This is a genomic window from Subtercola vilae (genome assembly GCF_004923255.1).
Lineage (GTDB): Bacteria > Actinomycetota > Actinomycetes > Actinomycetales > Microbacteriaceae > Subtercola > Subtercola vilae.
Window position 1 is genome coordinate 65,662 of record NZ_QYRT01000008.1, and the last position, 22,621, is coordinate 88,282.

The window sequence follows — 22,621 nt, forward strand, 5'->3', positions numbered from 1 at the left end:
GCCCAGGCCTGGCCGCGGGCACCGGATGCTCCCCTACACTGGCGCCATGAACACACTTTCACGGCGGCACTTTCTGCTCGTAGCGGGCTCGTCTGTTGCCGCGGCCAGTGTTCTGGCGGCGTGCTCGAGCCCGGCGCCCAACCCCACCGCGAGCCCGGCTGTTCCCACCAGCACGCCGACACCGCTCGGCCCGCCGGTCTGGGGCGAACTGAAGAGCGCCGTCAAGGGCACCCTGCTGCTGCCGGCCGACACCGACTACGCCGCAGCCAAGCTCACCGAGAACCCCCGTTTCGACGACGCCCAGCCGCTCGCCGTTCTCGAGGCGTCATCGGCGGCCGATGTGGCGGCGGCGCTGGCGTTCGCCACGAAGTACCGGGTTCCGGTGGCACTCCGCTCGGGCGGTCACAACTACGTCGGCTGGTCTGCCGGCGGGGCCGCGGGCAGCGATGTCGCGCCGTCGCTCATCATCAGCACGACCACCCTCACCGACGTCACCCTCAGCGACAGCGGAACCACCGCGCGGGTGGGTGCGGGCGCGAGCCTCGCCGAGGTCTACAACACCCTCGGCTCCGCAGGCCGGGCCATCGCGGGCGGTTCGTGCGCCACGGTGGGCGTCACCGGCCTCACCCTCGGCGGTGGCGTGGGCGTTCTGGTGCGCTCGTTCGGGCTCGCCTGCGACCAGCTGACCGGCGTCGAGATCGTCACGGCCGACGGCACCGTTCACCAGGCCAGTTCGACGAACGACGCCGACCTGTTCTGGGCGAGCCAGGGCGGGGGAGGCGGCATGATGGGCGTGGTCACGGGCCTCACCTTCGTCACGCAGAAGGCGCCCGACGTCACGACCTGGTACGTCGAATGGCCGTGGTCGGCCGCCGCCGAGGTCATCTCCGCCTGGCAGACCTGGGCCCCGAGCGCCGACAATCGGCTGTGGTCGACTCTCAAGCTGCTGGGCGGCGAGACGCACCAGGGCAACCCGAGTGTGTCGGTGTCGGGCACCTGGACCGGCGACCAGACCGACGCCGCCCTCGCCGCGCAGCTGGCTCCGCTCGTGAACGGCGTCACCGCGTCGCCCGACGCGAACAAGTCGTTCACCCACAGCTACCTCGACGCGATGATGATCGAGGCCGGCTGCCAGGGCGTCGACATCACGCAGTGCAACACCGGGCCGAACGGCAAGCTGACGCGTGAGCCGTCGTCGGGAACATCCAATATGGCCTACGTCACCCTCGACGCGTCGGGCATCAGCGACCTGATCGCCCAGGTCGAGGCGGCACAGAAGGTGTCGGGCATGACCGAGGGCGGCATCTCGATGGATGCCCTCGGCGGCGTCGTGGCAACCATCGACCCTGCCGCCACCGCGTTTGTGCACCGCGCGGCGCTGTTCAGCGTGCAGTACACCGCAACGTTCGCTGTCGGAGCCGCCCCCGCCCCCTTCGACGCCTACGTTCGCACGTTTCGCACGGCCATGACGGCGCACTGGCAGAACTGGGCCTACGTCAACTACGCCGATGCCACCGTTCCCGACGCCGACACGGCGTACTTCGGAGCCAACCTCGCCCGCCTCACCGCGCTGAAGAAGCAGTACGACCCGAACTCGCTCTTCACCCAGCCGCAGTCGTACTGAGCGTCAGGCGCCTCACGCCGTCGAGTGTCTAGAGTCGCCGCAGCCGCAGCCGCAGCCGCAGCCGCAGCCGCAGCCGCAGCGCGCCAGCGCCCGCCCTGCCTCGCCGCGCGCCAGACTCCGCCCCGCCGCGCCCCGCCCGCCGGTAAGCTGGCGCCGTGCTTCTCTCCGACCGCGACATCAGGGCCGAACTCGACAGCGGGCGGGTCGGGCTGAGCCCATACGAGCCCTCAATGGTGCAGCCGTCGAGCGTCGACGTGCGCCTCGACCGCTTCTTTCGCCTGTTCGACAACCACAAGTACCCCTTCATCGACCCGGCCGAAGACCAGCCGGAGCTGACCCGCCTCATCGAAGCGAAAGCCGATGAGCCGTTCATCCTGCACCCCGGCGAGTTCGTGCTCGGCGCCACTTTCGAGCGCGTCAGCCTGCCCGACGACATCGCTGCCCGCCTCGAAGGCAAGAGCTCGCTCGGTCGCCTGGGCCTGCTAACCCACTCGACCGCCGGCTTCATCGACCCCGGATTCTCGGGCCACGTCACCCTCGAACTGTCGAACGTCGCCACGCTGCCCATCAAGCTCTGGCCCGGAATGAAGATCGGCCAGCTCTGCTTCTTTCAGCTCAGTTCGCCGGCCGAGCATCCGTACGGCTCAGAGCAGTACAGCTCGCGCTACCAGGGCCAGCGCGGCCCCACCGCGAGCCGCTCGCACCTGAACTTTCACCGCACCGACGTCTCGTCGGCTCCGGATGCCCCGCTTTCGCTCGGCGACGCCTGACACCGCCCTGCCCCTGCCTCCGCTCTGCCCCCCCTCTGCCCCTGCCCTCTCGCACGTTTCGCGCCGTGCCGCGCTCAAGAGGGGAGAGGGGCTCAGTGCTTCTTGAGGGCGTCGAACGACTCCTCGAAGATGCGGCGCGGGTGCTCTGTGCCGGGCAGCGCCACCGTCTCGCGAGAGGTGACGGCCTCGACGAGCCACCCGGCGATCACGCGCACCTTGCGATTCAGCGTCGGAATCACGAGCCCGTGGTACCCCCGGTGAGCGGCCCACGCCGGCAGCCCCCGCAGCTTCACGCCCTTGATCAGCGCGGCCCCGTGCCCCACGCCGTACCCCGCCACCGTTCCGAGCGAGGCATGGCGATACTCGGTGAGTTCACCGCCCCGGATGCTCGCCAGAATGTTCTGCGCGAGCAGCACCCCCTGCCGCAACGCATTCTGCGCGTTCGGCGGATAGTACGCCGGCTGCGTGGTCGCCGTCAGGTCGGGGATCTGCGCGTTGTCGCCCACGGCCCACGCCCCCTCGACCGGAGTGCCGTCGTCGCGCACCACCTGCAGTTGCACGTTCGCTACGACGTGCCCCTTGGGCCCGCGCGGGGCGTTCGTGGTGTTGAGGGCGGGGTTCGGTTGTACCCCGGCTGTCCAGATGATGGTGTTAGCCGGGATGGTCTCGCCCGAGTCGAGCACGATGTCGCCGTTTTCGGCCGAGGTGATGGTGGTCTTCAGGCGCACGTCTATTCCGCGCTCGCGCAGCTGCTGCAGGCTCCACTTCGAGAGTTCGGGGCCCACTTCGGGCGCCACACGGTCGAGCGCCTCGATGAGCACCCAGTGCAACTCGGAGGCGTCGAGTGAGGGGTTGGCCGCCACCGCGATCTTCGACAGGTCGCTGAGCTCAGACAGCGCTTCGACCCCGGTGTAGCCGCCACCGACGACGACGAACGTGAGGGCTTTCGCCCGGGCATCCTCGTCGCCCGACACCGAATACGACGCCGCCAGCGCCACCTGCTCGAGAACGCGGTTGTGCGTGTACACCGCCTCCTCGATCGTCTTGAACCCCACCGCGTTCTCTTTCAGCCCAGGCGTGTCGAACACCCGTGTCACCGCCCCCAGCGCGAACACCACGTGGTCGTAGTCGATCTCGCTCACACCGCCGTCGAAGTCTGCGATGCTCGCCTGCTTCGTGTCGATGTCGAGCCCCGCCAGCTGGCCCCGGATGACCCGCGAACCCCGAAGCGTCTGCCGCAGTGAGATCGCCACATCGCTCGCGGCGACGTGCCCGCCCGCAACCTCTGGCAGCAGTGGTTGGTACGTCATGTACGGATTCCGGTCGACCACGATGATCTCCACCGGGGTCTCACCGCGGTGCTTCTGCAGCCCGAGGGCAACGTAGAGGCCGGCGTAGCCGCCCCCGAGAATGAGCACCCGCTGCTTCACGGGTGTCGCCTGACGGTTGATCTCTGCATCGGTCATGAGCTTCACGCTACGCGCGGGCGTCGGCCTCGAACCAGCCCTTTCGGTGCGGGCATCGGCGCGCGAGAATGACCGCCGCTGGGCGCGGCCCGGTGCGGCGCTGATGTGACGCGCACGCGGTTGGTAAGGGTAGGATTACCTAACTCGGTACGAATACCGCAGGTACCCCGACGAGGAGCTTTCATGCCCACCCCCGCACCCCTTCCTTCCGCATCGCATCGCCGCCGCCGAGGCCGCATGGCACGTGCCGCCGCAGCCCTGACCGCCGCCGCTGCTCTGGTTCTCACGGGCTGCAGCTCGAGCGCAACGACAGGGTCGAGCTCACCTGCGGCGGCCGGGGCATCCGATGCCTTCCCCGTCACGGTGGCGAGCGCCCTCGGCAGCGCCACGATCGCCGCGGCACCCACGCGCGTGGCGGTCTGGGGCTGGTCGGCTCAAGACGCCGTGCTCGCCCTCGGTGTTGTTCCGGTCGCCATGCCGAAGATGACCTACGGCGGCAACGCCGACGGCGTGCTGCCGTGGGATGCCGAGCAGATCACCAAGCTGGGCGGCACGACTCCCCTGATGTTGAGCGGCGGCGACACCGGTGAGCCCCCCATCGAGGAGATCGCCCAGGCGGCTCCCGACGTGATTCTCGCGCCCTACTCCGGCCTCACACAGGAGCAGTACGACACCCTCAGCAAGATCGCCCCGGTCGTGGGCTACCCCGACAAGGTCTGGTCGACCACCTGGCAAGACCAGCTCACCATTGTGGGCAAGGCGCTCGGCAAGACAGCCGAGGCGGATGCCCTGCTGAAGTCGACCAACGACCAGGTCTCGGCGCTGGCCGCCGCGAACCCAGCTCTGGCGGGCACGTCGTTCGTCTACGGCGCCAGCAACAGCCCCGACGTCTTCAACGTGTACACCGCGGGCGACCCCCGCGTGCAGTTGCTCGTTCAGCTCGGAATGACGGTCAGCGACAGCGTCGCGAAGGTCGACAACGGCTCGAGCGCGGGCAGCTTCTACTTTCCGGTCAGCTTCGAGAACGTGAACCAACTCACGAGTGACGTGCTCGTGGCGTACTTCGAGAACCAGGCCGCCGTCGACGCTTTCACGGCCGACCCGCTCATCGCCGCGATGCCCGCCGTGAAGGCCGGTCGGTTCGCGCCCATCGTGGGCGAGTCGTTCGTCATGGCCACGAGTGCGCCGAGTGTGCTCTCGATTCCGTGGATGCTCACCCAGTACGTGCCCGTACTCGCCGCCGCCGCGGCGAAGTAGGTTCGGCAGGGCTACGGCCCCGGGCATCCGGAACCGGCAGATGGCAGGCGGTCACCGCCCCACGAGCGCCCGGCGGCGAGCAGTGTTCTTCACTCTTGCGGTCGTGGCGCTCGTTGTCGTGTGCGCGCTGAGCCTCGCGGTGGGGGCGCGCAGCCTCAGCCCCGGCGTCGTGCTCAACGCCCTCACTCACTACGACCCGAACAACACCGACGCGCTGGTGGTGGTCGACAAGCGCATTCCGCGCACGCTGATCGGGCTGTTGGCCGGGGGATGCCTCGCGCTCGGCGGCGCTGTCATGCAGGGGTTGACCCGCAATCCGCTCGCCGACCCCGGCATTCTGGGCGTGAACTTCGGGGCGGCGCTGGCCGCGGTTGTCGCCATCGCGGTCTTCGGCGTCACCAGCCCGAGCGGATACCTCTGGTTCGCGTTCGCGGGCGCGGCGCTGGCCTCCGTTCTCGTCTACGTGGTCGCCTCGGGCGGTCGCGAAGGCGCCACGCCCGTGAAGCTTGCGCTCGCCGGGGCCGCGGTGTCGGCTGCCCTCGGTTCGGTCATCACGGCCGTGCAGCTCACCAACACCGCCGCCCTCGACTCGCTGCGCTTCTGGCAGGTCGGTTCGCTCGCCGGCCGGGGCACGGATGTTCTCACCCAGGTCGCCCCGCTCGCCCTTGTCGGCGTGGTGCTGGCCCTCGGTCTCGGCCGAACCCTCAACGGTTTGGCGCTCGGCGACGACCTCGCGCGGGGCCTCGGGCAGAAGGTCGCCGTCTCGCGTCTGGTCGGTGCCGTGGCGGTCGTTCTGCTCTGCGGATCGGCCACCGCAGCCGTCGGCCCCCTCGTCTTCGTGGGGCTCGTCGTGCCGCATGTGGCGCGGTACTTCGCGGGGCCCGACTACCGGTTCATCCTGCCGTTCTCCCTGGTGCTCGGGCCGGTGCTGCTGCTCGGCGCTGACGTGATCGGGCGGGTCGTGGCGCTGCCGGGCGAGCTGCAGGTGGGCATCGTGATCGGGCTCGTGGGGGCTCCGTTCTTCATCGCGCTGGTGCGCCGCACGCGGCTGGGGTCGCTGTGAGGGCGGGGGAGAAGGGCCGCGGCCGACGGCACGCTGGCGGCGGTGCCGGTGGCCGACGTTCTGGCTCGGGCCGCGGTGGGCGGGTGGGCGTGGTGCTGGGCGCGGTGGTGATTGCGCTCGTGCTGGTGACGCTGTGCCTCGGCGCGTTCAGCCTCAGCGTGCCCGAGGTGTTCGGTGCGCTGACCGGCCACGGGTCTCGCTCGGCGAACTTCGTGGTGGGCGAGGTGCGGCTGCCCCGGGCATCCGTCGGCCTGCTGGTGGGCGTGTGCCTCGGGCTGTCGGGGGCCCTGTTTCAGGCGATCGTGCGTAACCCGCTGGCGAGCCCCGACATCATCGGTATCACGTCGAGCGCGAGTGCCACCGGCATCAGCGCGATTCTGCTGCTCGGGCTCAGCGGGTTCGCACTGTCGGGTATCGTGCTGGCCGGCGCGCTGGCCGCGGCGGCCGTCATCTACCTGCTCGCGTGGCGCAACGGCATCACGGGCTACCGGCTGGTACTTGTGGGTATCGGTGTGGCGGCCGTGAGCACCAGTATCACGTCGTACCAGCTCACCCGCGGCAAGATCACCGATGTGCAGCAGGCGCTCGTGTGGCTCACCGGCAGCCTGAACAATTCGACGTGGTCGGAGGTGCTCGTGCTGGCTGTGGCGGTTGTCGTGCTGGTTCCGCTCACCCTCGCGCTCTCGCCTACGCTCGACGCGCTGCGGCTCGGCGATGACTCGGCGCTGGCCCTCGGGGTGCGGGTCGAGCGTTCGCGTCTCGTGCTCATCGTGGTCGCGGTGGCGCTCGCGGCGGTCGCCGTGTCGATCGTGGGGCCCATCGGTTTCGTCGCGCTGGTGGCGTCGCCCATTGCGCGTCGGCTCGTCGGCGGGGGTCGGCTCGCTCTTGTTCCGGCGGCACTGCTCGGCGGAGTGATCGTGCTCGCGAGCGACCTCGTGGCCCAGTTCGCTCTGCCCGGCACCTCACTGCCCGTGGGGGTGGTCACCGGAATCGTCGGTGCGCCGTACCTGCTGTGGTTGCTCACTCGTACGAACCGTTCCGGCCAGGGAGGCTGACCCATGACAGACGAACACACCCTCGCGGCCGACGGGGTGAGCCTTGGTTACGACGGGCGGCTCATCGTGTCAGAGCTGAGCGTGGCCATACCGGCGGGCGCCGTGACCACCATCGTGGGGCCGAATGCGTGCGGAAAATCCACGCTGCTGCGCGGCCTGGCGAGGCTGCTGGTGCCGAGCGCCGGGGCTGTGCTGCTCGATGGGCAGAGCATCCAGAGCCTGAAGACGAAAGACGTGGCCACGATGGTGGGGCTGCTTCCGCAGACGCCCACCGCGCCCGACGGCATCACGGTGGGCGACCTCGTGGCGCGCGGGCGCTACCCCCACCAGGGCTGGTTCGCGCGCTGGAACGCGGGCGACGATGTGGCGGTGGCCGACGCGCTCGCCGCCACCGGCACCACCGACCTGGCCGAACGCACACTTGACGAGCTCTCGGGCGGCCAGCGGCAGCGGGTCTGGATCGCCATGGCCCTCGCCCAGCAGACCGGCATTCTGCTGCTCGACGAGCCCACAACGTTTCTCGACCTGAGTCACCAGATCGAGGTTCTGGATGTTCTCCTCGACCTCAACCGAACCTGCGGCACCACCGTGGTGATGGTTCTGCACGACCTCAACCTCGCGTGTCGCTACACCGACCACCTCATCGCCATGTCAGACGGGCGCATCGTCGCCGAGGGGGCGCCGGGTGACGTGGTGACCGAGGCGCTCGTGCGCGACGTGTTCGGGGTCGACTCGGTGCGGCTCGCCGACCCGGTCACCGGTACGCCGCTCATCGTGCCGATGGGCCGGCACCACCGGCCGCGGTAGCTGCTGCCCCCTCGCAGCCCCGCCCTTCGCCACACCGCCATCGTGCGCAGTCGTGCGCAGTCGTGCGCGGCGAGCGCGGCGAGCGCGGCGAGCGTAAGGCCACCTCCGCGGCGCGAGCGTGCGCGTACGCGTGGCGGGGTGGGAGCGGCGCGCGGGTCAGTAACGGAGGGCCGCGAGCGGCGCCTCGGCGCCCAGCTCGCTGCGCTGCAGAAACTCAGCCGCGGCCTCGTTCGCGTCAGCCACGGCCAGTCCGAGGTCGCGCTTGGCGACGTACGAGACCGACAGCGCCGCGCTGAACACGTCACCCGCCCCAACGGTGGCCAGCGGATCCACCGCGCCGATCAGCGGAGCACCGATCACCGTGGCCGCTCCCCGGCGAAAGAGCGTGGCGCCGTATTTGTTCTGGGTGACCACGATGCTCGTGTTCACGAATCGCCTCGACCACTCGGCGCCCCGCGCGAGAGCGTCGTCGGTGTCTTCGTCGGAGAAAACCGCGATATCGACCAGCGGCAGCACCTCAGCGAATTCGACGAAGTCGCGCTTGTTGACGCGCCCGTCGCTCGCGACCGTGCGCATGTACCCCTGTGGAAGCAGCACCGTGACAGCTTCAGCGGGCACCCGGCGCCGCACCTCGCGCACGTAGTCGACGTCGAAGTTCGGCAGCAACGGGCTCAGAATCAGCAGGTCGGTGCGTTCGAGCTCGATGCCGGCGATCGCGTCGATGTCGCCCGGAGCCGACGCCTCGGCGTGCTCGACCTCCTGGCGGCGGTGCGTTCCGGTCAGAACGTTGCGGTAGAGCAGCGTGCGGGCGTGCAGCGGGCGGCTCAGCAGAGGAAGCTCGGCCGCGAACTCCTCGAAGTCGTCACCGTACGGGGCCAGAATCGACACGTCGAGTGCGCGGTCGTGCGAGAAGAGCCGGTTCATGAACACGGCTGGCGACCCAGCGAGCCGTGTTGCGGCTTCCCCTTCGCTGACGTTCTCGTCGATGCACACATGCCCGACTATCGTGATCTTCACTCCCAAAGTCTACGGTGCCATTCCGAGAGCCTGTCGTGAGCCGCTGGTGCTGGTGTTGGTGCTGGTGCGGCCCGCCCGGTAGCTTTTGCGCGCCCTGCCCGCAAAGATGAAACCGGAGGCTCCCTGTGACACCCGCACTCACTACTGACTGGTTCGCGTATGCCGCCGCCCACGACGACTTCCTCGCCCGCTTCACCTCCGCCTACCGGGGTCGCCACCAGGCTCTGGATGCCCTGTGGTGGAATTCGCACCCCGAAACCGCCGCTCCCTCCGGCGCCCTGGCACCTGCCCGCCGTCTCCCCGCTCTGCAACGCACTGTCTTCGCGCGCCCCGCGCACACGCCGTTCGCGTCTACCCCCGCCGCAGCTGACTCCGCCGAGGCGGCACTCGACCTGCAGTCGCTGGAGCGAGAACTGGCGGGAGACCGACTCGCGTTCGACCTTTCTCTCGCGCACGCGCTGAAGGCGGAGCATCCGGAACCCTCGCAGGCGTCAGCCCCCCACGTGCCAGCGAACCACGGTGGCCCAGCGCCTACGACCTCCGTGTGTGGCGATCACGTTCCTCCCTCTCGGCCCGCCGCCGGCCTCGACACTGCCGCACGGCACCACCCTGCGACCCCCGCGCAGCGCCGCCGCACGGGTCGGTCCGCCCGGCACGGAGACGCCCTGGCGCGTTGGGGTGTGCTCGCAGCCCTCGTGGTTGCCGTGTTTCTCGCGGCCGGTTCGCTCGCGTCGGCCGCCATCTCGCGGGCGACTGCGGGCGCCAGCAGCTCGGCGTTCGCGTCTACCGGGGCCAGCACCGGGGCTGGTAGCGCAGCCACAGCCCCAGCGACAGCCAGCGCCAGCGCCGCAGACGCCGCGAACTCGTACGCCGTGATCTTCACGCACGCCCAGATCATGATCGACGTTCCGCCGCTACCGCTGCAGTTCCCCTCGCACATGGTGCCCGACTCGTTCCGTGCGCTGAGCCGGGGAGAGTTCTCGAACGGATCCGCGTACGCCGCCCACGACGTCGACGGCAACATCTGCCTCGTCGTGTACGGCAACGCCTCCGACTACGCGACCTCGTGCGCCAGCGAGGCCGCGGTGGCTGCGGGCGGGCTGCAGCTGTCGATGTCGACCTCCGCCGCGCTCAACCCCTCGACGCACTCCGTCGACTCGGCCACCGTCGACCTGCTCGCCCGCTGGAACCCCGACGGCACCTTCACCATCGGCACCACCGCCCGCCGCTGACCCGCGCCCCACCTCTGCTCTGACTCCCGCCCATCGAGAGGGCGGTTCCTCTCATAAAGCCGACGTTTTCGGAGAGATTCTGCCCTCTCGATTTCACCAACCCGGGCTTCGGATGCTGCGTGGCTGCCCCTTCCGTGCCGCCGACCCGCGCGGCTCTGTGCGCGAGAATGGAGCCATGACCTCCGCCCCGCACCCCGCCTTCGCCGGGCGTACCTTCGCCGCCGCCCTGTTCGACATGGACGGCACCCTCATCGACTCCACCCCCGCCGTTGACCGCGCCTGGAGCCAGTGGGGCACCGAGTTCGGTCTCCCCGACGGTTTTCGCGACGGCATGCACGGCAAGCCCGCCCGCGGCCTCGTGGCCGACCTCCTCCCGGCCGACCGGGTCGAGGAGGGCTTCGCCCGCGTGCAAGCCCTCGAACTCGTCGACCTCGCGGGCATCACCGTTCTGCCGGGAGCCGCCGAGCTGCTCAGCGGCATCCCCGAACCCCGCCGCGCCATTGTCACCTCGTGCACGCGCGACCTCGCGGCCGTGCGCATCGCCGCCTCGGGCATCCCGGCACCCGCCGTGGTCGTCACGATCGACGACACCGTTCTCGGCAAACCGAACCCCGACCCGTTTCTCGAGGGCGCCCGCCGCCTCAGCGTCGACCCCCGCGACTGCGTGGTCTTCGAAGACGCCCCCGCGGGCCTCGCCGCCGCCCGGGCTGCCGGCTGCGCCACCGTCGGCGTCGTCGGAACCCACCGAGCCGGCCAACTCGACGCCGACCTCGTGGTCGAGAGCCTCGCCGATGTGCGGCTGATCTTCACGGCCGACGGCTTCAGCTTCGCCGTCTGATTCCGGATGCCCGATGCCTGACCTCCCCGCCGACGACACCGTCTCCCGGCAGAGCCTGCTCACTGATCTGCGGCGTGCGGTCTACGGCCCCGGCACCCCCGAGCGTGAGCGGCTGGATCAGGCCGTTCGCCTGTACGACCTCGAGGCGCAGATCGCCGCAGGCCGGGCCGAGGTCGCCCGTTCTGCGGCAGCGTATGAAGCGGCTGCCCGCCTCGAGCGTCTGGCGCGGCACACCCGGCGTCGGCGCATCGCCTGGAGCGTTCCTGTCCTGGCGCTCGTGTTCGCCCTCGTGGTGCTCGCCACCCCGGAGCTCGGCTCGGTGTTCGGCACCCTCACCAGCGCGTTCGGCGGCGGGCGCGGAGGCACCCCGGCCGGCGAAGGCACCAGCACCGCAGGCACCAGCACCGCGGGCACCGCCGCCGGAGCCCTCGGCCCTTCCGGATCCCCTGTCGCCCCGGCCGACTCCGTCGCGGGCGCCATCCTGGCCGCCAACTCCCTCGACACCGTCTTCGCCCGCGCCCAGACCACGGGCGACCTGCCGGCCCTGTCGTTGGTCAGCGCTGCGCTACCGCCCGACGTCGACCGATCCACGTTCCGGCTGCTCAGCACCACCGACTTCACTCCGGCTTCGGCCTACCTCGCGAAGAGCACGTTCGGTTCGATCTGCCTCGTCGTGGTTCTCGGCTCAGACCCCCGAACCTTCGCCACGACGTGCAACGACCCCGCCCTGATCGGAGTCGACGGCCTCACCGTCACTGTCTCAGGCATCACCAACCTGAACCCCCGCACCGGCTCGAAGGCCCTCTCGAACGTCGACGTCACCGCCACGTGGCTGCCCGACGGCACCCTCAACTTCACCGTCGCCCCGCACACGTTCTCCTGACGCCGCGACGCCCGGCAATCCGTGACGCCCGGCAATCCGTGACGCGCAGCCGCGGCCCGGCCCCGCCCTACAGTGCCGCAGCCCCCGCCACCTGGCCGGGCAGCCCCAGCCCGGCCAACCGCGGCAGCTGCAGCGTCAGCCACGGGCTGAACGCCCACGGCGTCGCCTCGATGGCGGCCAGCAGCAGCACCGGGTCGGCCCACTGGTACTCCATGACCTCGTCGGGGTTCGGCGTGAGCAGCCCCTCACCCGCGGTCACGCGCGCCGTGTACACAGGGCAGATCTCGTTCTCGACCACTCCCGACGCATCGACGGCCCGGTACCGAAAGTCGGGCAGTGCGAGGGTGTACGACTCGAGCGTCACACCGAGTTCGGCTGCCGCGCGGCGTTCGACCGCGGCATCCATTGCCTCACCCGGTGCCGGATGCCCGCAGAAACTGTTGGTCCAGACGCCGGGCCACGTGCGTTTTGCCAGCGCCCGCCGGGTGACGAGAACCCGGCCGGCCTCGTCGAAGATGTGGCACGAGAAGGCCAGGTGCAGAGGTGTGTGGGCAGTGTGCACAGTGGCTTTCGGTGCCACGCCGATGGCCGAACCGGACTCAGACAGTAGCACGACCTGTTCATCAACGACAGCCATTACGCCCTCTTCTCCTGCCGTGGGTTACTCTCGGAATGTGGACCCACAAGATCTCGTGGTCTCAGCTCAGCGGAGACAAAAACATGTCGACGCCGTACTTGACCGTTTCTTCAGCCTAGCCAAGAACCGAGCGTCAGCAATCGGCCCTCGGTATCTCACGCTGTGGCAGACACTGGAGAAGAACACCGCTGGCGGCAAGCGTTTTCGCCCTGGAATGGTGATGGGCGCGTACGAAAGCCTCGGCGGCACCGACTTCGAGGCTGCCGCGCATGTGGGTGCCGCGTTCGAGCTGCTGCACACGGCGCTCATCGTGCACGACGACGTGATCGACCGTGACTTCATCCGCCGCGGGGGAGTCAATGTGTCGGGTGTCTACCGCGACATCGCGCAGACCGCCGGCATTCCCATTCCCGCTGCCGAACACCGCGGCCTCTCTGTTGCCGTCATCGCCGGCGACCTCGCCCTCTTCAATGCGTACCGGCTCATCGACCGCAGCGGCGTGGGCGAGCTCATGCGCAGCCGCCTGCACGACATCTTCGACGAAGCGATGTTCGCCTCAGCGGCCGGCGAGCTGCTCGACGTCGACTTCTCCCAGCTGAAGTCGATGCCCACTGTCGAAGAGGTCGTCGACATGGAGCGCCTGAAGACCGCCGTCTACTCATTCGAGTCTCCCGTCGAGGCGGGCGCTGTGCTCGCGGGAGCCAGCGACGAGGCCGTGCGCGCCCTTGCCGGCTTCGGGCGCAACATCGGCATCGCCTATCAGATCGTGGATGATCTGCTCGGCGTCTTCGGAGACGAGGCGGCCACGGGCAAGACCACCATCGGCGACCTCCGCGAGGGCAAACGCACCGTACTCATCGCGTACGCATCGGGTCGCCCCGAATGGATCGAGATCAGCCGGTGGCTCGGCCTCCCCGATCTGACGTGGGAGCAGGCCGCTGTGGTGCGCCGCTCGCTCGAAGACTGCGGAGCTCGGCACTACGCAGAAGAGCTTGCGCGCGAGTTCGCGAACCGGGCGGCAGAAGAACTTGCCTCCGACGCGCTGCCCGACCGTGCGCGGGCCGAGTTCGAGCCGATCATCGAGACCGTTCTGGGCCGGGTGCGATGACGCGCGAGAGCTCGCGGGCACGATTGCTCTACGACAGCGTCGCCACGCAGTCGGCGGGCCTCGTGATTCACCGCTATTCCACGTCGTTCGGGCTCGCGTCGCGATTGCTCGGTGCCGGGGTGCGCGGGCACGTAGAGAACATCTACGCGCTGGTGCGGCTCGCCGACGAGGTGGTCGACGGTGTCGCGGCCGATGCCGAGCTGGCGCCCAACGAGATTCTGCGTCTGCTCGACGGCCTCGAACGCGAGACCCTCGAAGCCATCGAGGTGGGCTACAGCACCAATCTGATCGTGCACGCGTTCGCGCTCACCGCGCGGGAGGTGTCTTTCGGCCCCGAACTCGTCGAGCCGTTCTTCGCCTCGATGCGAGCCGACATCACTGAGACCGAGCACACGCCCGAGAGCTTCGACGCCTACGTCTACGGCTCGGCTGAGGTTGTGGGTCTGATGTGCCTCAGCGCATTCCTGCAGGGGCATATAGTCACCGATACCCAGCGCAGCACCTTGGTTGACGGTGCCCGCCACCTGGGAGCTGCGTTTCAGAAGATCAACTTTCTGCGCGACCTCGCGGCCGACTTCGCCGGGCTCGGCCGCAGTTACTTTCCGGGGGTGAACGTCGAGACGTTCAGCGAGGCCGCGAAGCTCGAGATCGTGGCCGACATCGAGAACGATCTGCGCATCGCCCGGGCATCCCTGCCCCTGCTGCCGTCGTCGAGTCGCCGAGCTGTGATTCTCGCCCAAGGCCTGTTCGGTGAACTCACTGCGCGGCTGCGCGAAACGCCGGCCTCTGTACTCGCCCAGACGCGCGTTCGGGTGCCCAACCCTGTCAAGCTTCGTATTGCGGCTTCTGCCGTCGCCGGGCGACTACCGAAGGAGCAACAGTGAAGGCAATCGTCATCGGCGGAGGCATCAGCGGCCTCGCCACGGCAGGTCTTCTCGCCCGCGAGGGGTACGACGTCACCGTCGTGGAGAAACAGCACACCCTCGGCGGGCGTGCGGGTGTCTGGGAGAAAGACGGCTTTCGTTTCGACACCGGACCGTCGTGGTACCTCATGCCCGAGGTCTTCGACCACTTCTACAAGCTGATGGGCACCTCAGCGGATGCCCAGCTCGACCTTTCTCTTCTCGATCCCGGCTACCGGGTTCTCTTCGAGGGCGAATTCAACGCGGTCGACATCAAGGCGAGTCGCGAAGAGAACCTCGAACTGTTCGAGTCGCTCGAGCCCGGAGCCGGCGTGCGCATGGCCGGCTACCTCGACTCGGCCGCCGAGACCTACGAGCTGGCGAAAGAGTATTTTCTCTATTCGACCTTCGAAGACTTCCGGCCCCTGCTGAAGGGTCCCGTTTTGAAGCGCTCGCCGCGGCTCGTGCGCCTGCTGCTCGAGTCGCTCGACAGCTTCGCCGGTCGCACCGTGCGCGACCCGCGGCTGCAGCAGATTCTCGGCTACCCTGCCGTCTTTCTCGGATCGTCGCCATATTCCACTCCGAGCATGTATCACCTGATGAGCCACCTCGACCTTGACGATGGGGTGCTCTATCCGCAGGGCGGTTTCGCCCGGGTGATCGAGAGCATTGCCGACCTCGCGGTCGAGGCGGGCGTCACCATTGTCACCGGCGCCTCGGTGACGCGAATCGTGACGACCGACGACGAGGTCGAGGCGGCAGCCCACCTCGAACCCGTGCCGGGGCCCTACGACTACCCCACGAACGAGTTCGACACGAACATCATCGACCGCGACGAACTGCGCCGCGTGCTCGAGGGCGAGGCAGAGTACGACCCAGAGCGGCACGGAGGTTCGCGCGGCGGCGCGAGCGGCGGTGTCGCGGGCAAGCCCGGTGTGGCCGGTTCGACTTCGAACGGTGCCACGGCGACCGGGGCGCGCTCGAGCGTGATCACCGAGACCGAAGCGACGGGGGCGAAGCGGCCGGCGCGGGTCGCGGGCATCCAGTACCTCGACAGCACCGGTGCGGCGCACTCTCTCGAGGCCGACATCGTGGTGGCTGCGACCGACCTCGAACACGTCGAGACAACCATGCTGCTGCCCGAACTGCAGACCTACCCGGCCAGCTACTGGAAGAAGAAGACCCCCGGCCCCAGTGCCGTGCTCATCTACCTCGGTATCTCTGGCGAACTGCCCGAGCTCGCGCACCACACACTCTTCTTCACGAAGAGCTGGAAAGACGACTTCGGCAAGATCTTCGGGGCGGGCGGCGTGGCCGCGAGCCTCGGTCTCGGCCACCGCTCGCCCACTTCGGTACCGAGCCCGGCCTCGATCTACGTCTGCCGGCCCAGTGTGTCGGATGCCCAGGTGGCCCCCGAAGGTCACGAGAACATCTTCGTGCTCGTGCCCATCCCGGCCGACCCGGGCATCGGTCATGGCGGCGACGACGGCGCCGGTTCCCCCCAGGTCGAGGCGATCGCCGACGAGGCCATCGCGCAGATCGGGGCCTGGGCCGGCATCGACGACTTCGCTTCACGCATCGTGGTTCGCCGAACCGTCGGCCCCGAAGACTTCAAGAACGACCTCAACACCTGGAACGGCACCGCTCTCGGCCCCGCGCACACGCTCAGCCAGAGCGCGTTCTTTCGCGCCGGCAACGTGAGCAAGAAGGTCGCGGGGCTCTACTACGCGGGCGGATCGACGATTCCGGGCATCGGCCTGCCGATGTGCCTGATCAGCGCCGAACTGGTGATCAAGCGCCTGCGCGGAGACACTTCGACGACCGCGTTACCCGAGCCACTGTGAACGGTCGACGGGCCGGGGCGGGCAGGGCGGCATGAGCATCCTGTACCTGTTGGCGCTGGCTGTGGCGCTGACCGGCATGGTGGTGCTCGATCGCCGGTTCTCTCTGTTCTTCTGGCGTGACACCAGGCGGGCGACCATCGTGCTGGTGGTGGGGGTACTGTTCTTTCTGGTGTGGGATCTGTCGGGCATCGGTGCGCACATCTTCTTTCGCGGCGAGACCGCGTTCATGACCGGTCTCGTAATCGGGCCCGAGCTGCCGCTGGAAGAGTTGTTCTTTCTCACCCTGCTCTGCTACCTCACGATGAACCTGTTCGGCGCGCTCACCAGAAAGGGGTCCGACACGTGACGTACTGGGAACTGAACATCATCTTTCTCACCCTGGCCATTCTGTTGGCGATGACGGCGCGAGTGGTGCGCCACACCCCGCGGCTCGGAGCCCTTCTCATCACCGCAGTTGTTCTCGTAGGAATGACGGCAGTGTTCGACAACATCATGATCGGTATCGGACTGGTGGGGTACAACACGGCACTCATCTCGGGGGCGATGGTGGGTATTGCGCCTCTCGAAGACTTTGCGTATGCGATCGGCGCGGTCATTCTGCTGCCGGCGCTGTGGTCGCTGCTGCCGCCGTCGCGCCGGGGTGCGCATGGGGCTCGGCCCGCGCCGAAGGGGGGCGACGAGTGAGCAAGATGGGCCAGGTGATTCTGTCGTCGCGGCCTCTGTCGTGGGTGAACACCGCTTTTCCGTTCGCGGCCGGGTATCTTCTCACCACCCGTCAGGTCGACGTCACCTTCGTTCTGGGCACTCTGTACTTTCTGATTCCCTACAACCTCGCCATGTACGGCATCAACGACGTGTTCGACTACGAGAGCGACCTGCGAAACCCCCGCAAGGGCGGCGTCGAGGGGGCGGTGCTCGGGCGTTCGCTGCACAGGGTCACGCTTTGGAGCGCGGCGCTCACGAACTTCCCGTTTCTCATCTATCTCGTCATCGTCGGTTCACCCTTGTCGTGGCTCGTTCTGGCCATCAGCGTGTTTGCGGTGATCGCCTACAGCGCGCCGAAACTACGATTCAAAGAGCGCCCCTTCATCGATTCGCTCACCTCGAGCACCCACTTCGTGAGCCCTGCCGTGTACGGTCTCGTGCTGGCGGGGGCCGTCTTCACCCCCGCGCTCTGGGCGATTCTGGCCGCCTTCTTTCTCTGGGGGGTCGCCAGCCACGCCTTCGGGGCCGTGCAAGACATCGTGGCCGACCGCGAGGGCGGTATTGCCTCGATCGCCACCGTCATCGGTGGCCGCCAGACCGTGCGCTTCTCGTTCGTCGCCTACCTGCTCGGTGGTGTCCTGATGCTCTTCACCGCCTGGCCGGGCCCGCTCGGCTCGATTCTCGCGCTGCCCTACGCGCTCAGCGTGCTGCCGTTCTTCTCGATCACCGACGAGGATGCCGAGCGAGCCAACGCCGGCTGGAAGCGCTTTCTCTACCTCAACTTCGGCACTGGTTTCCTCGTGACTCTGCTGCTCATCTGGTACGTGCTGCTCGGTTCGTGAGCGGGTGCAGCAGGTTATGGCTTGGTGACTACAAGCCGACTCGTGCTCATCCAGGGCCCTGACCACTGCCGTACGACCCGGCCGGTCTCACTTTTCGCGTCCAGTCGTCATCAGATGCCGCGCGAAGAACCGTGACGCATCGTCTCCTGCGAACGCCGGAACCCCGGTATGCCCGCCCATGTTGGCCTGCAGCGTTTTCTCTCGAGACCCGAAGGCATCGAACAAATCGAGGGCCAACTGGCGGTCGTTGCCCTCGTCGTCCCACTGAAGCAGCACGTGCAGAGGGATGCTGATCTGGCGGGCCTCCTCGAACATGACGCGGGGAACGAAGCTTCCCGCGAAGAGACCCGCTGCCAGAATGCGCGGTTCCACCAGCGCGAGTCGCATGCCGATGGCAATCGGTCCGCCCGAGTACCCGGCAGCTCCGCTGAGTTCGGGCAGCGCGAGTAAGGCGTCGAGAGCAGCCTGCCATTCTGGTACAGCTTGCTCAACGAGAGGAAGGATGAGCCGGTCGACAATTTCGTCGATCGGCTCGCCGGCGGCGAGGGCGCGTCGCAGATCAGCCCGGGCCTGCTGGGCATCCGCTGATGGCGGCCGCTCGCCACTTCCCGGGAGTTCGATGGTTGCCGTCGCAATGCCGTCGGCCGCGGCGCGCCTCGCCCGCCCGAGGAGACGCGGGTACTGAGTGCGCAGCCCGCCGGGGTGACCCATCAGAATCAGCGGCGCCGGTGAGATTGCAGGAGTCCACAGAATGCCGGGGATCTCGTTGAGAGTGAATTCGCGTTCGATGACCCCTTCATCGAGGCGGCATTCTGAATCGAAGTTCATGGCCGTACCTTTCGGGAATGCCGGTAGATGGCGCTCCCGCACAACCTACCGCGCCGCTGATTCAATCCGTTCGCGTGTCTATGACCGATGCCGCGCTCAGATGTGAGTCAGGTCACGATCTCCCTCTGTTTCGTTTCTGGAGCGGGCCGCACCACTTCAAACCGACAGTCGATGGGATGGCTGAATTTCTTCTTGATCGACGGGTCGATGCCGTCAGATACAGGCTGCGCGTCGACCGGGCTCGATCGTCGCCACTTTCATCCCCGACGTCAGTTCAGGCTCGAGAGGGCGCCGCGATTCGCCTCGCGGCCTCGACGACAAAACGGCGACGTGCCGCCCTCTCCTGCTGGTGATCTTGGTTTGCGCCGGTGATCATCTCGGCTAGCTGAGGCACCGTCTGCCACCACGCGGCCAGGGCGATGAGCGCGAAGACGAGGTGCCCAGGATCGATGTCGGGGTCGAGGGAGCCGTCGCGCTGCGCCCGAGCGAAGCGTGCCACCTTCTCTTGATAGTGCGTCGTGCGAACCGCGGCATGGGCCGGCGGGCCGGTTTGCAGGCCCTCCCACTGCAGCAGACGGCCGAGCTCAGGGTGAGCCGCGTGATAGTCGTACGTCGCTCCCGCGAAGTCGCCGATGTCGTTCAGGCCGACCCCCGCGAGTTCGACGGCGGTGGCAAGATGCTCAAGCTCGGTTGTCAGCACCAGGTCCCACAAAGACTTCTTGTCGCCGAAGTAGCTGTAGAGCCTCTCTTTGTTCACGCCCGATCGTGCCGCAATGGAGGCGACGGTTGTTCCCTCGAATCCGCGAGCTGCGAACTCGACGAGCGCGGCGTCACGTAGACGACGCTGTGTTCCGTCGGTATCCCAGGCCATTCTCCAAGATTACCAACACATGAGTTGGAGTTTGCGAGAGACCAGGAGTAGCATTCCAACCACACCGTTGGAGTTGGAGAAAATGCGATGACAAATACAGATCGTCTTCCGTCGGAGCTCCGTTCACCCGAGCCCGGCACGACAGCCCTGGTGACCGGGGCAAACAGTGGCATCGGTCTCGAAATTGCGCGGCAACTGCTCGGCCATGGCCTCACCGTGTGGATCGGAGCTCGTGTCCTCGACAAAGGGCAGCAGACTGCTGCTCAGCTGGGCGCTGGCGCGCGCGCCGTGCAAATCGATGTCACGGATGCGGCATCGATCGCTGCAGCGGTGCAGCAGGTCGGCGAAGTGGACATCCTCGTCAACAACGCTGGAGTGAATCCCGGTCGCGACGACATCAGCCGCACAAGTCTTGAGCAGTTGCGCTCCGCCTACGAGACCAACGTCTTCGGTGTCATCTCCGTTACGCAAGCGTTCCTGCCCGCCTTGCGCAGATCAGCCCACGCGCGCGTCGTCAACGTGTCGAGCGGAACCGGATCGCTCACCTGGAACAGCGGCCCGAACCCGCAGTTCGACTGGGAGCGGGTCAAGGGTGGCGGCCTGGCCTACCGCAGCTCGAAAACGGCGGTCAATGCCGTGACGCTGCTCACCGCTCAGTCCCTCGGCGACGATATCAAGGTGAATGCGCTCGCCCCCGGCCTGCGCCTCACCAACCTCATTGCCGGGATGTCGGCCGGCGGCGATCCGGCCGAAGCCGCTGCGGGAGCCGTACGCCTGGCATTCCTCCCCGACGATGGCCCCACCGGAGCCCTCTGGTCGTGGGACGGCACCCGCGCGCCCTGGTAGAGAACGAACTCTTTTCAGAGAAGCGGATCGGCTCAGAACTCGCTACGTGGTGCTCTCGGCGCGACGGGTTCAGAGGTCGAAGGGCAGGTCGTATGGTGGCCGGCGGAGGTTCGGGTCTTTCGAGCGCACCCGGCTGAGAAAGGCCGCCACCGCGGGCAGCTCGCTCTCGGCCGGTTCGCCCGCGAACTCTTCGCGAACAGTGTCGAGCACGAGGGTGGTGGCCGCGTCGAAGGTAACGGCACCCGCTTCGGTGGGGCGGATGATCGTGACGCGCCCGTCGGTCTGAGAGGGTTCGCGCTCGACCAGGTTCGACTTCACCATGCTCGTGACCAGGTTGCTCGCTGAACCGCTGCTGTAGAGCAGCGTTCGTGTCAGAGCCGAGATGGAGAGCGATCGGCTCGGCTCGGAATGCAGGTTGCAGAGCATGTCGTACTGGGCCTGACCCGTTCGGCGGCTGTGGAGTACGTGAAAGACAACATTCGCGTCAACGTGATCGCCCCGACTGTGGTGTTGACGCCGCTGGTGCAGAACTTCATCGACACCGCGCCAGACCCGAAGGCGATGGCTGAGCGTATGCAGAACTTCAACCCGATCCCCGGCATGCCGACGTCGGGCGATGTGGCGAACGCGGTTCTCTTCCTGGCTTCTGACGATGCCAAGTGGATCACCGGCCACACGCTGCCGATCAACGGTGGCTACGTGGCGCTCTAGTCGAGTTGCTTCTGGCGGGACTTCACCGGCAGCAGCACCACGAGCCCCACCGCCAGCACGAGCACGAGACCGAGGATGCCCCAGTACTGGGCTCCTCCCACCGTGACGAAAACGGCGAAGGCCGCCGGGGCGAGGAAGGTGGCTGCCTTGCCTGTGGTGGCGTACAGCCCGAACACCTCGCCCTCGCGACCTGCCGGAATGACCCGGGCGAGAAACGAGCGGCTCGCCGACTGGGCAGGGCCTACGAAGAGGCAGAGGGCGAGCCCGAAGACCCAGAACGCGGTCTGGCCGGCGTCGTGTAGCAAGAACACGGCCAGGCCACTCACGACGAGGCCGATGAGCGCTGCGACGATGACGGGTTTCGGCCCCACTCGGTCGTCGAGCCGCCCCACGAGCACTGTCGAGACACCCGCGGTGACATTCGCCGCAATGGCGAAGATGATCACCTGGCCCGATGAGAAGCCGAAGGTGCCGGCGGCCAGCACGCCGCCGAAGGTGAAGACGCCGGTGAGGCCGTCTCTGAACACCGCGCTGGCGATCAGAAAATAGACCGTGTGGCGACTGGTGCGCCACAGGCGGGCGATGTCGTGCCCGAGCCGGATGTACGAGCCGATGAAGCTGACCTTCTCGCGCGCTACCGCGGCGGGTGCCCGGTACTCGGGAACGAAGAAGAGCACTGGCAGCGCGAACACCCCGAGCCACAGGGCTGCGATGAGCATCGAGATGCGCACCGAGAGCCCGTTGTCGTTGGCGGGCGCAGGGCTGATGAGGCCGAAATACACGATGAGCAGCAGAACGATGCCACCGAAGTAGCCCATGGACCAGCCGAACGCACTGACCTTGCCCACCGTCGCCGGCGTCGACACGCTGGTCAGCATGGCGTTGTAGTTCACCGAGGCGAACTCGAACACGATGGTGCCCGCTGCCAGCAGAAAGAGGCCGAGCCAGAGAAAGTCGGGCTTGGCCTCGACGAAGAACATCGCTGCCGTGATGGCCACGAGTAGGTAGGTGTTCACCGCGAGCCAGAACTTGCGTCGGCCGGAGGCGTCTGAGCGCTGGCCTGTGACGGGGGCGAGGATGGCCACAAGAACTCCCGCGATCGCCAATACCCAGCCGAGCTGGGCCGAGACGAAGGTCGTGCCGCCGAACGCCTTCGTCGATGTGAGGTAGACGGTGAAGACGAAGGTGGTCACGACGCTGTTGAACGCCGAACCGGCCCAGTCCCAGAGCGCCCACGAGATGACGCTCTTCTGTGGAACAACGGCGGCGGGGGCGGTGGCGGTCATGCAAGAACAGTACATTCACAGGGTTAATC

At 67.8% G+C, this 22,621-nt stretch carries 24 protein-coding genes and 1 pseudogene; 17 read left to right on the forward strand and 8 right to left on the reverse strand.

Going from position 1 to position 22,621, the window contains the following annotated elements; all coding sequences use genetic code 11:
- Window positions 1-46: 46 nt before the first annotated feature.
- Together D4765_RS06125 and dcd are read left to right on the forward strand one after the other, a co-directional pair.
- The gene (locus tag D4765_RS06125) at window positions 47-1,624 is read left to right on the forward strand and encodes an FAD-binding protein (protein WP_161580368.1); all 1,578 of its coding nucleotides are present in this window, start codon (window positions 47-49) and stop codon (window positions 1,622-1,624) included.
- Between the two features lie 155 nt (window positions 1,625-1,779).
- On the forward strand, window positions 1,780-2,394 hold the full coding sequence (gene dcd, locus D4765_RS06130; RefSeq protein WP_136641407.1) for a dCTP deaminase: 615 nt from the start codon (window positions 1,780-1,782) through the stop codon (window positions 2,392-2,394).
- 92 nt (window positions 2,395-2,486) lie between these two features.
- Here the strand turns inward: dcd and D4765_RS06135 are convergent, their stop codons facing one another.
- The gene (locus tag D4765_RS06135; protein WP_136641408.1) at window positions 2,487-3,860 is read right to left on the reverse strand and encodes an NAD(P)/FAD-dependent oxidoreductase; all 1,374 of its coding nucleotides are present in this window, start codon (window positions 3,858-3,860) and stop codon (window positions 2,487-2,489) included.
- Between the two features lie 183 nt (window positions 3,861-4,043).
- Between D4765_RS06135 and D4765_RS06140 the strand changes: the two genes are divergently transcribed.
- From D4765_RS06140 to D4765_RS06155, 4 genes are read left to right on the forward strand one after another with little or no spacing between them, the layout of a single operon-like run.
- Window positions 4,044-5,117 (forward strand): iron-siderophore ABC transporter substrate-binding protein, encoded by a 1,074-nt coding sequence (locus D4765_RS06140; RefSeq protein ID WP_136641409.1) that lies wholly within the window; start codon window positions 4,044-4,046, stop codon window positions 5,115-5,117.
- Window positions 5,118-5,157: 40 nt separating this feature from the next.
- Window positions 5,158-6,180, forward strand: a complete 1,023-nt coding sequence (locus tag D4765_RS06145) for a FecCD family ABC transporter permease (RefSeq protein WP_136641410.1) — start codon at window positions 5,158-5,160, stop codon at window positions 6,178-6,180.
- Window positions 6,177-7,235 (forward strand): FecCD family ABC transporter permease, encoded by a 1,059-nt coding sequence (locus D4765_RS06150; protein ID WP_136641411.1) that lies wholly within the window; start codon window positions 6,177-6,179, stop codon window positions 7,233-7,235. The genes D4765_RS06145 and D4765_RS06150 overlap by 4 nt, the downstream gene beginning before the upstream one ends.
- 3 nt (window positions 7,236-7,238) lie before the next feature.
- Window positions 7,239-8,042: an ABC transporter ATP-binding protein gene (locus D4765_RS06155; protein ID WP_136641412.1), complete on the forward strand. Its 804-nt coding sequence runs from the start codon at window positions 7,239-7,241 to the stop codon at window positions 8,040-8,042.
- Window positions 8,043-8,198: 156 nt separating this feature from the next.
- On the opposite strand, the gene D4765_RS06160 is transcribed toward D4765_RS06155, so the two are convergent.
- Window positions 8,199-9,059: a PfkB family carbohydrate kinase gene (locus tag D4765_RS06160; protein WP_136641413.1), complete on the reverse strand. Its 861-nt coding sequence runs from the start codon at window positions 9,057-9,059 to the stop codon at window positions 8,199-8,201.
- Between the two features lie 125 nt (window positions 9,060-9,184).
- Here D4765_RS06160 and D4765_RS06165 point away from each other — a divergent pair, with 125 nt between their 5' ends.
- The 3 genes from D4765_RS06165 to D4765_RS06175 all read left to right on the forward strand — a co-directional run bounded on the left by D4765_RS06165 (window position 9,185) and on the right by D4765_RS06175 (window position 12,012).
- The gene (locus D4765_RS06165) at window positions 9,185-10,291 is read left to right on the forward strand and encodes a hypothetical protein (RefSeq protein WP_136641414.1); all 1,107 of its coding nucleotides are present in this window, start codon (window positions 9,185-9,187) and stop codon (window positions 10,289-10,291) included.
- 175 nt (window positions 10,292-10,466) lie between these two features.
- Window positions 10,467-11,129: an HAD-IA family hydrolase gene (locus D4765_RS06170; protein ID WP_136641415.1), complete on the forward strand. Its 663-nt coding sequence runs from the start codon at window positions 10,467-10,469 to the stop codon at window positions 11,127-11,129.
- A 13-nt stretch (window positions 11,130-11,142) separates the two neighbouring features.
- Complete coding sequence (locus tag D4765_RS06175; RefSeq protein WP_136641416.1) at window positions 11,143-12,012, forward strand: hypothetical protein; 870 nt, start codon at window positions 11,143-11,145, stop codon at window positions 12,010-12,012.
- 67 nt (window positions 12,013-12,079) lie between these two features.
- On the opposite strand, the gene idi is transcribed toward D4765_RS06175, so the two are convergent.
- A complete protein-coding gene (gene idi / locus D4765_RS06180) occupies window positions 12,080-12,649 on the reverse strand; it encodes an isopentenyl-diphosphate Delta-isomerase (RefSeq protein ID WP_136641417.1) in 570 nt (189 codons plus the stop codon).
- A gap of 37 nt (window positions 12,650-12,686) precedes the next feature.
- Here idi and D4765_RS06185 point away from each other — a divergent pair, with 37 nt between their 5' ends.
- From D4765_RS06185 to D4765_RS06210, 6 genes are read left to right on the forward strand one after another with little or no spacing between them, the layout of a single operon-like run.
- Window positions 12,687-13,757: a polyprenyl synthetase family protein gene (locus tag D4765_RS06185; protein ID WP_237280288.1), complete on the forward strand. Its 1,071-nt coding sequence runs from the start codon at window positions 12,687-12,689 to the stop codon at window positions 13,755-13,757.
- Window positions 13,754-14,641: a phytoene/squalene synthase family protein gene (locus tag D4765_RS06190; protein ID WP_136641419.1), complete on the forward strand. Its 888-nt coding sequence runs from the start codon at window positions 13,754-13,756 to the stop codon at window positions 14,639-14,641. The genes D4765_RS06185 and D4765_RS06190 overlap by 4 nt, the downstream gene beginning before the upstream one ends.
- Complete coding sequence (gene crtI, locus D4765_RS19635) at window positions 14,638-16,503, forward strand: phytoene desaturase family protein (RefSeq protein ID WP_237280289.1); 1,866 nt, start codon at window positions 14,638-14,640, stop codon at window positions 16,501-16,503. Before D4765_RS06190 ends, crtI begins: the two co-directional genes overlap by 4 nt.
- 31 nt (window positions 16,504-16,534) lie before the next feature.
- Entirely contained in the window at window positions 16,535-16,849 is a 315-nt protein-coding gene (locus D4765_RS06200; protein ID WP_136641420.1) for a lycopene cyclase domain-containing protein, read from the forward strand.
- Window positions 16,846-17,187 carry a lycopene cyclase domain-containing protein gene (locus tag D4765_RS06205; protein WP_136641421.1) on the forward strand — a complete coding sequence of 114 codons (342 nt, stop codon included), beginning with the start codon at window positions 16,846-16,848 and terminating at the stop codon, window positions 17,185-17,187. The genes D4765_RS06200 and D4765_RS06205 overlap by 4 nt, the downstream gene beginning before the upstream one ends.
- Before the next feature lie 5 nt (window positions 17,188-17,192).
- Window positions 17,193-18,050, forward strand: coding sequence for a prenyltransferase (locus D4765_RS06210; RefSeq protein ID WP_136641473.1), 858 nt, complete (start codon window positions 17,193-17,195; stop codon window positions 18,048-18,050).
- Between the two features lie 87 nt (window positions 18,051-18,137).
- Here the strand turns inward: D4765_RS06210 and D4765_RS06215 are convergent, their stop codons facing one another.
- Window positions 18,138-18,878 carry an alpha/beta fold hydrolase gene (locus tag D4765_RS06215; protein WP_136641422.1) on the reverse strand — a complete coding sequence of 247 codons (741 nt, stop codon included), beginning with the start codon at window positions 18,876-18,878 and terminating at the stop codon, window positions 18,138-18,140.
- A gap of 274 nt (window positions 18,879-19,152) precedes the next feature.
- Window positions 19,153-19,749: a TetR/AcrR family transcriptional regulator gene (locus tag D4765_RS06220; protein WP_136641423.1), complete on the reverse strand. Its 597-nt coding sequence runs from the start codon at window positions 19,747-19,749 to the stop codon at window positions 19,153-19,155.
- Window positions 19,750-19,836: 87 nt separating this feature from the next.
- Between D4765_RS06220 and D4765_RS06225 the strand changes: the two genes are divergently transcribed.
- The gene (locus tag D4765_RS06225; RefSeq protein WP_136641424.1) at window positions 19,837-20,595 is read left to right on the forward strand and encodes an SDR family NAD(P)-dependent oxidoreductase; all 759 of its coding nucleotides are present in this window, start codon (window positions 19,837-19,839) and stop codon (window positions 20,593-20,595) included.
- A gap of 69 nt (window positions 20,596-20,664) precedes the next feature.
- Here the strand turns inward: D4765_RS06225 and D4765_RS06230 are convergent, their stop codons facing one another.
- Window positions 20,665-20,916: a MarR family winged helix-turn-helix transcriptional regulator gene (locus D4765_RS06230; protein ID WP_338054624.1), complete on the reverse strand. Its 252-nt coding sequence runs from the start codon at window positions 20,914-20,916 to the stop codon at window positions 20,665-20,667.
- A gap of 6 nt (window positions 20,917-20,922) precedes the next feature.
- A pseudogene (locus D4765_RS20115) lies at window positions 20,923-21,021 on the reverse strand (hypothetical protein); the annotation flags it as partial.
- Between D4765_RS20115 and D4765_RS06235 the strand changes: the two are divergent.
- On the forward strand, window positions 21,004-21,306 hold the full coding sequence (locus tag D4765_RS06235) for an SDR family NAD(P)-dependent oxidoreductase (RefSeq protein ID WP_136641426.1): 303 nt from the start codon (window positions 21,004-21,006) through the stop codon (window positions 21,304-21,306). The pseudogene D4765_RS20115 and the gene D4765_RS06235 overlap by 18 nt on opposite strands.
- Here the strand turns inward: D4765_RS06235 and D4765_RS06240 are convergent.
- The gene (locus D4765_RS06240; protein WP_136641427.1) at window positions 21,303-22,592 is read right to left on the reverse strand and encodes an MFS transporter; all 1,290 of its coding nucleotides are present in this window, start codon (window positions 22,590-22,592) and stop codon (window positions 21,303-21,305) included. The two genes, D4765_RS06235 and D4765_RS06240, sit on opposite strands and share 4 nt — an antisense overlap.
- Between the last annotated feature and the right edge of the window lie 29 nt (window positions 22,593-22,621).

Bases quoted from the DNA above. Each gene is read 5' to 3' on its own strand.
- D4765_RS06125 (WP_161580368.1), top strand. From the start codon at position 47: ATGAACACACTTTCACGGCGGCACTTTCTGCTCGTAGCGGGCTCGTCT.
- D4765_RS06135 (WP_136641408.1), bottom strand. From the start codon at position 3,860: ATGACCGATGCAGAGATCAACCGTCAGGCGACACCCGTGAAGCAGCGG.
- D4765_RS06140 (WP_136641409.1), top strand. From the start codon at position 4,044: ATGCCCACCCCCGCACCCCTTCCTTCCGCATCGCATCGCCGCCGCCGA.
- D4765_RS06145 (WP_136641410.1), top strand. From the start codon at position 5,158: ATGGCAGGCGGTCACCGCCCCACGAGCGCCCGGCGGCGAGCAGTGTTC.
- D4765_RS06155 (WP_136641412.1), top strand. From the start codon at position 7,239: ATGACAGACGAACACACCCTCGCGGCCGACGGGGTGAGCCTTGGTTAC.
- D4765_RS06170 (WP_136641415.1), top strand. From the start codon at position 10,467: ATGACCTCCGCCCCGCACCCCGCCTTCGCCGGGCGTACCTTCGCCGCC.
- D4765_RS06175 (WP_136641416.1), top strand. From the start codon at position 11,143: ATGCCTGACCTCCCCGCCGACGACACCGTCTCCCGGCAGAGCCTGCTC.
- idi (WP_136641417.1), bottom strand. From the start codon at position 12,649: ATGGCTGTCGTTGATGAACAGGTCGTGCTACTGTCTGAGTCCGGTTCG.
- D4765_RS06190 (WP_136641419.1), top strand. From the start codon at position 13,754: ATGACGCGCGAGAGCTCGCGGGCACGATTGCTCTACGACAGCGTCGCC.
- D4765_RS06200 (WP_136641420.1), top strand. From the start codon at position 16,535: ATGAGCATCCTGTACCTGTTGGCGCTGGCTGTGGCGCTGACCGGCATG.
- D4765_RS06210 (WP_136641473.1), top strand. From the start codon at position 17,193: ATGGGCCAGGTGATTCTGTCGTCGCGGCCTCTGTCGTGGGTGAACACC.
- D4765_RS06215 (WP_136641422.1), bottom strand. From the start codon at position 18,878: ATGAACTTCGATTCAGAATGCCGCCTCGATGAAGGGGTCATCGAACGC.
- D4765_RS06220 (WP_136641423.1), bottom strand. From the start codon at position 19,749: ATGGCCTGGGATACCGACGGAACACAGCGTCGTCTACGTGACGCCGCG.
- D4765_RS06225 (WP_136641424.1), top strand. From the start codon at position 19,837: ATGACAAATACAGATCGTCTTCCGTCGGAGCTCCGTTCACCCGAGCCC.
- D4765_RS06230 (WP_338054624.1), bottom strand. From the start codon at position 20,916: ATGGTGAAGTCGAACCTGGTCGAGCGCGAACCCTCTCAGACCGACGGG.
- D4765_RS06235 (WP_136641426.1), top strand. From the start codon at position 21,004: ATGCAGGTTGCAGAGCATGTCGTACTGGGCCTGACCCGTTCGGCGGCT.
- D4765_RS06240 (WP_136641427.1), bottom strand. From the start codon at position 22,592: ATGACCGCCACCGCCCCCGCCGCCGTTGTTCCACAGAAGAGCGTCATC.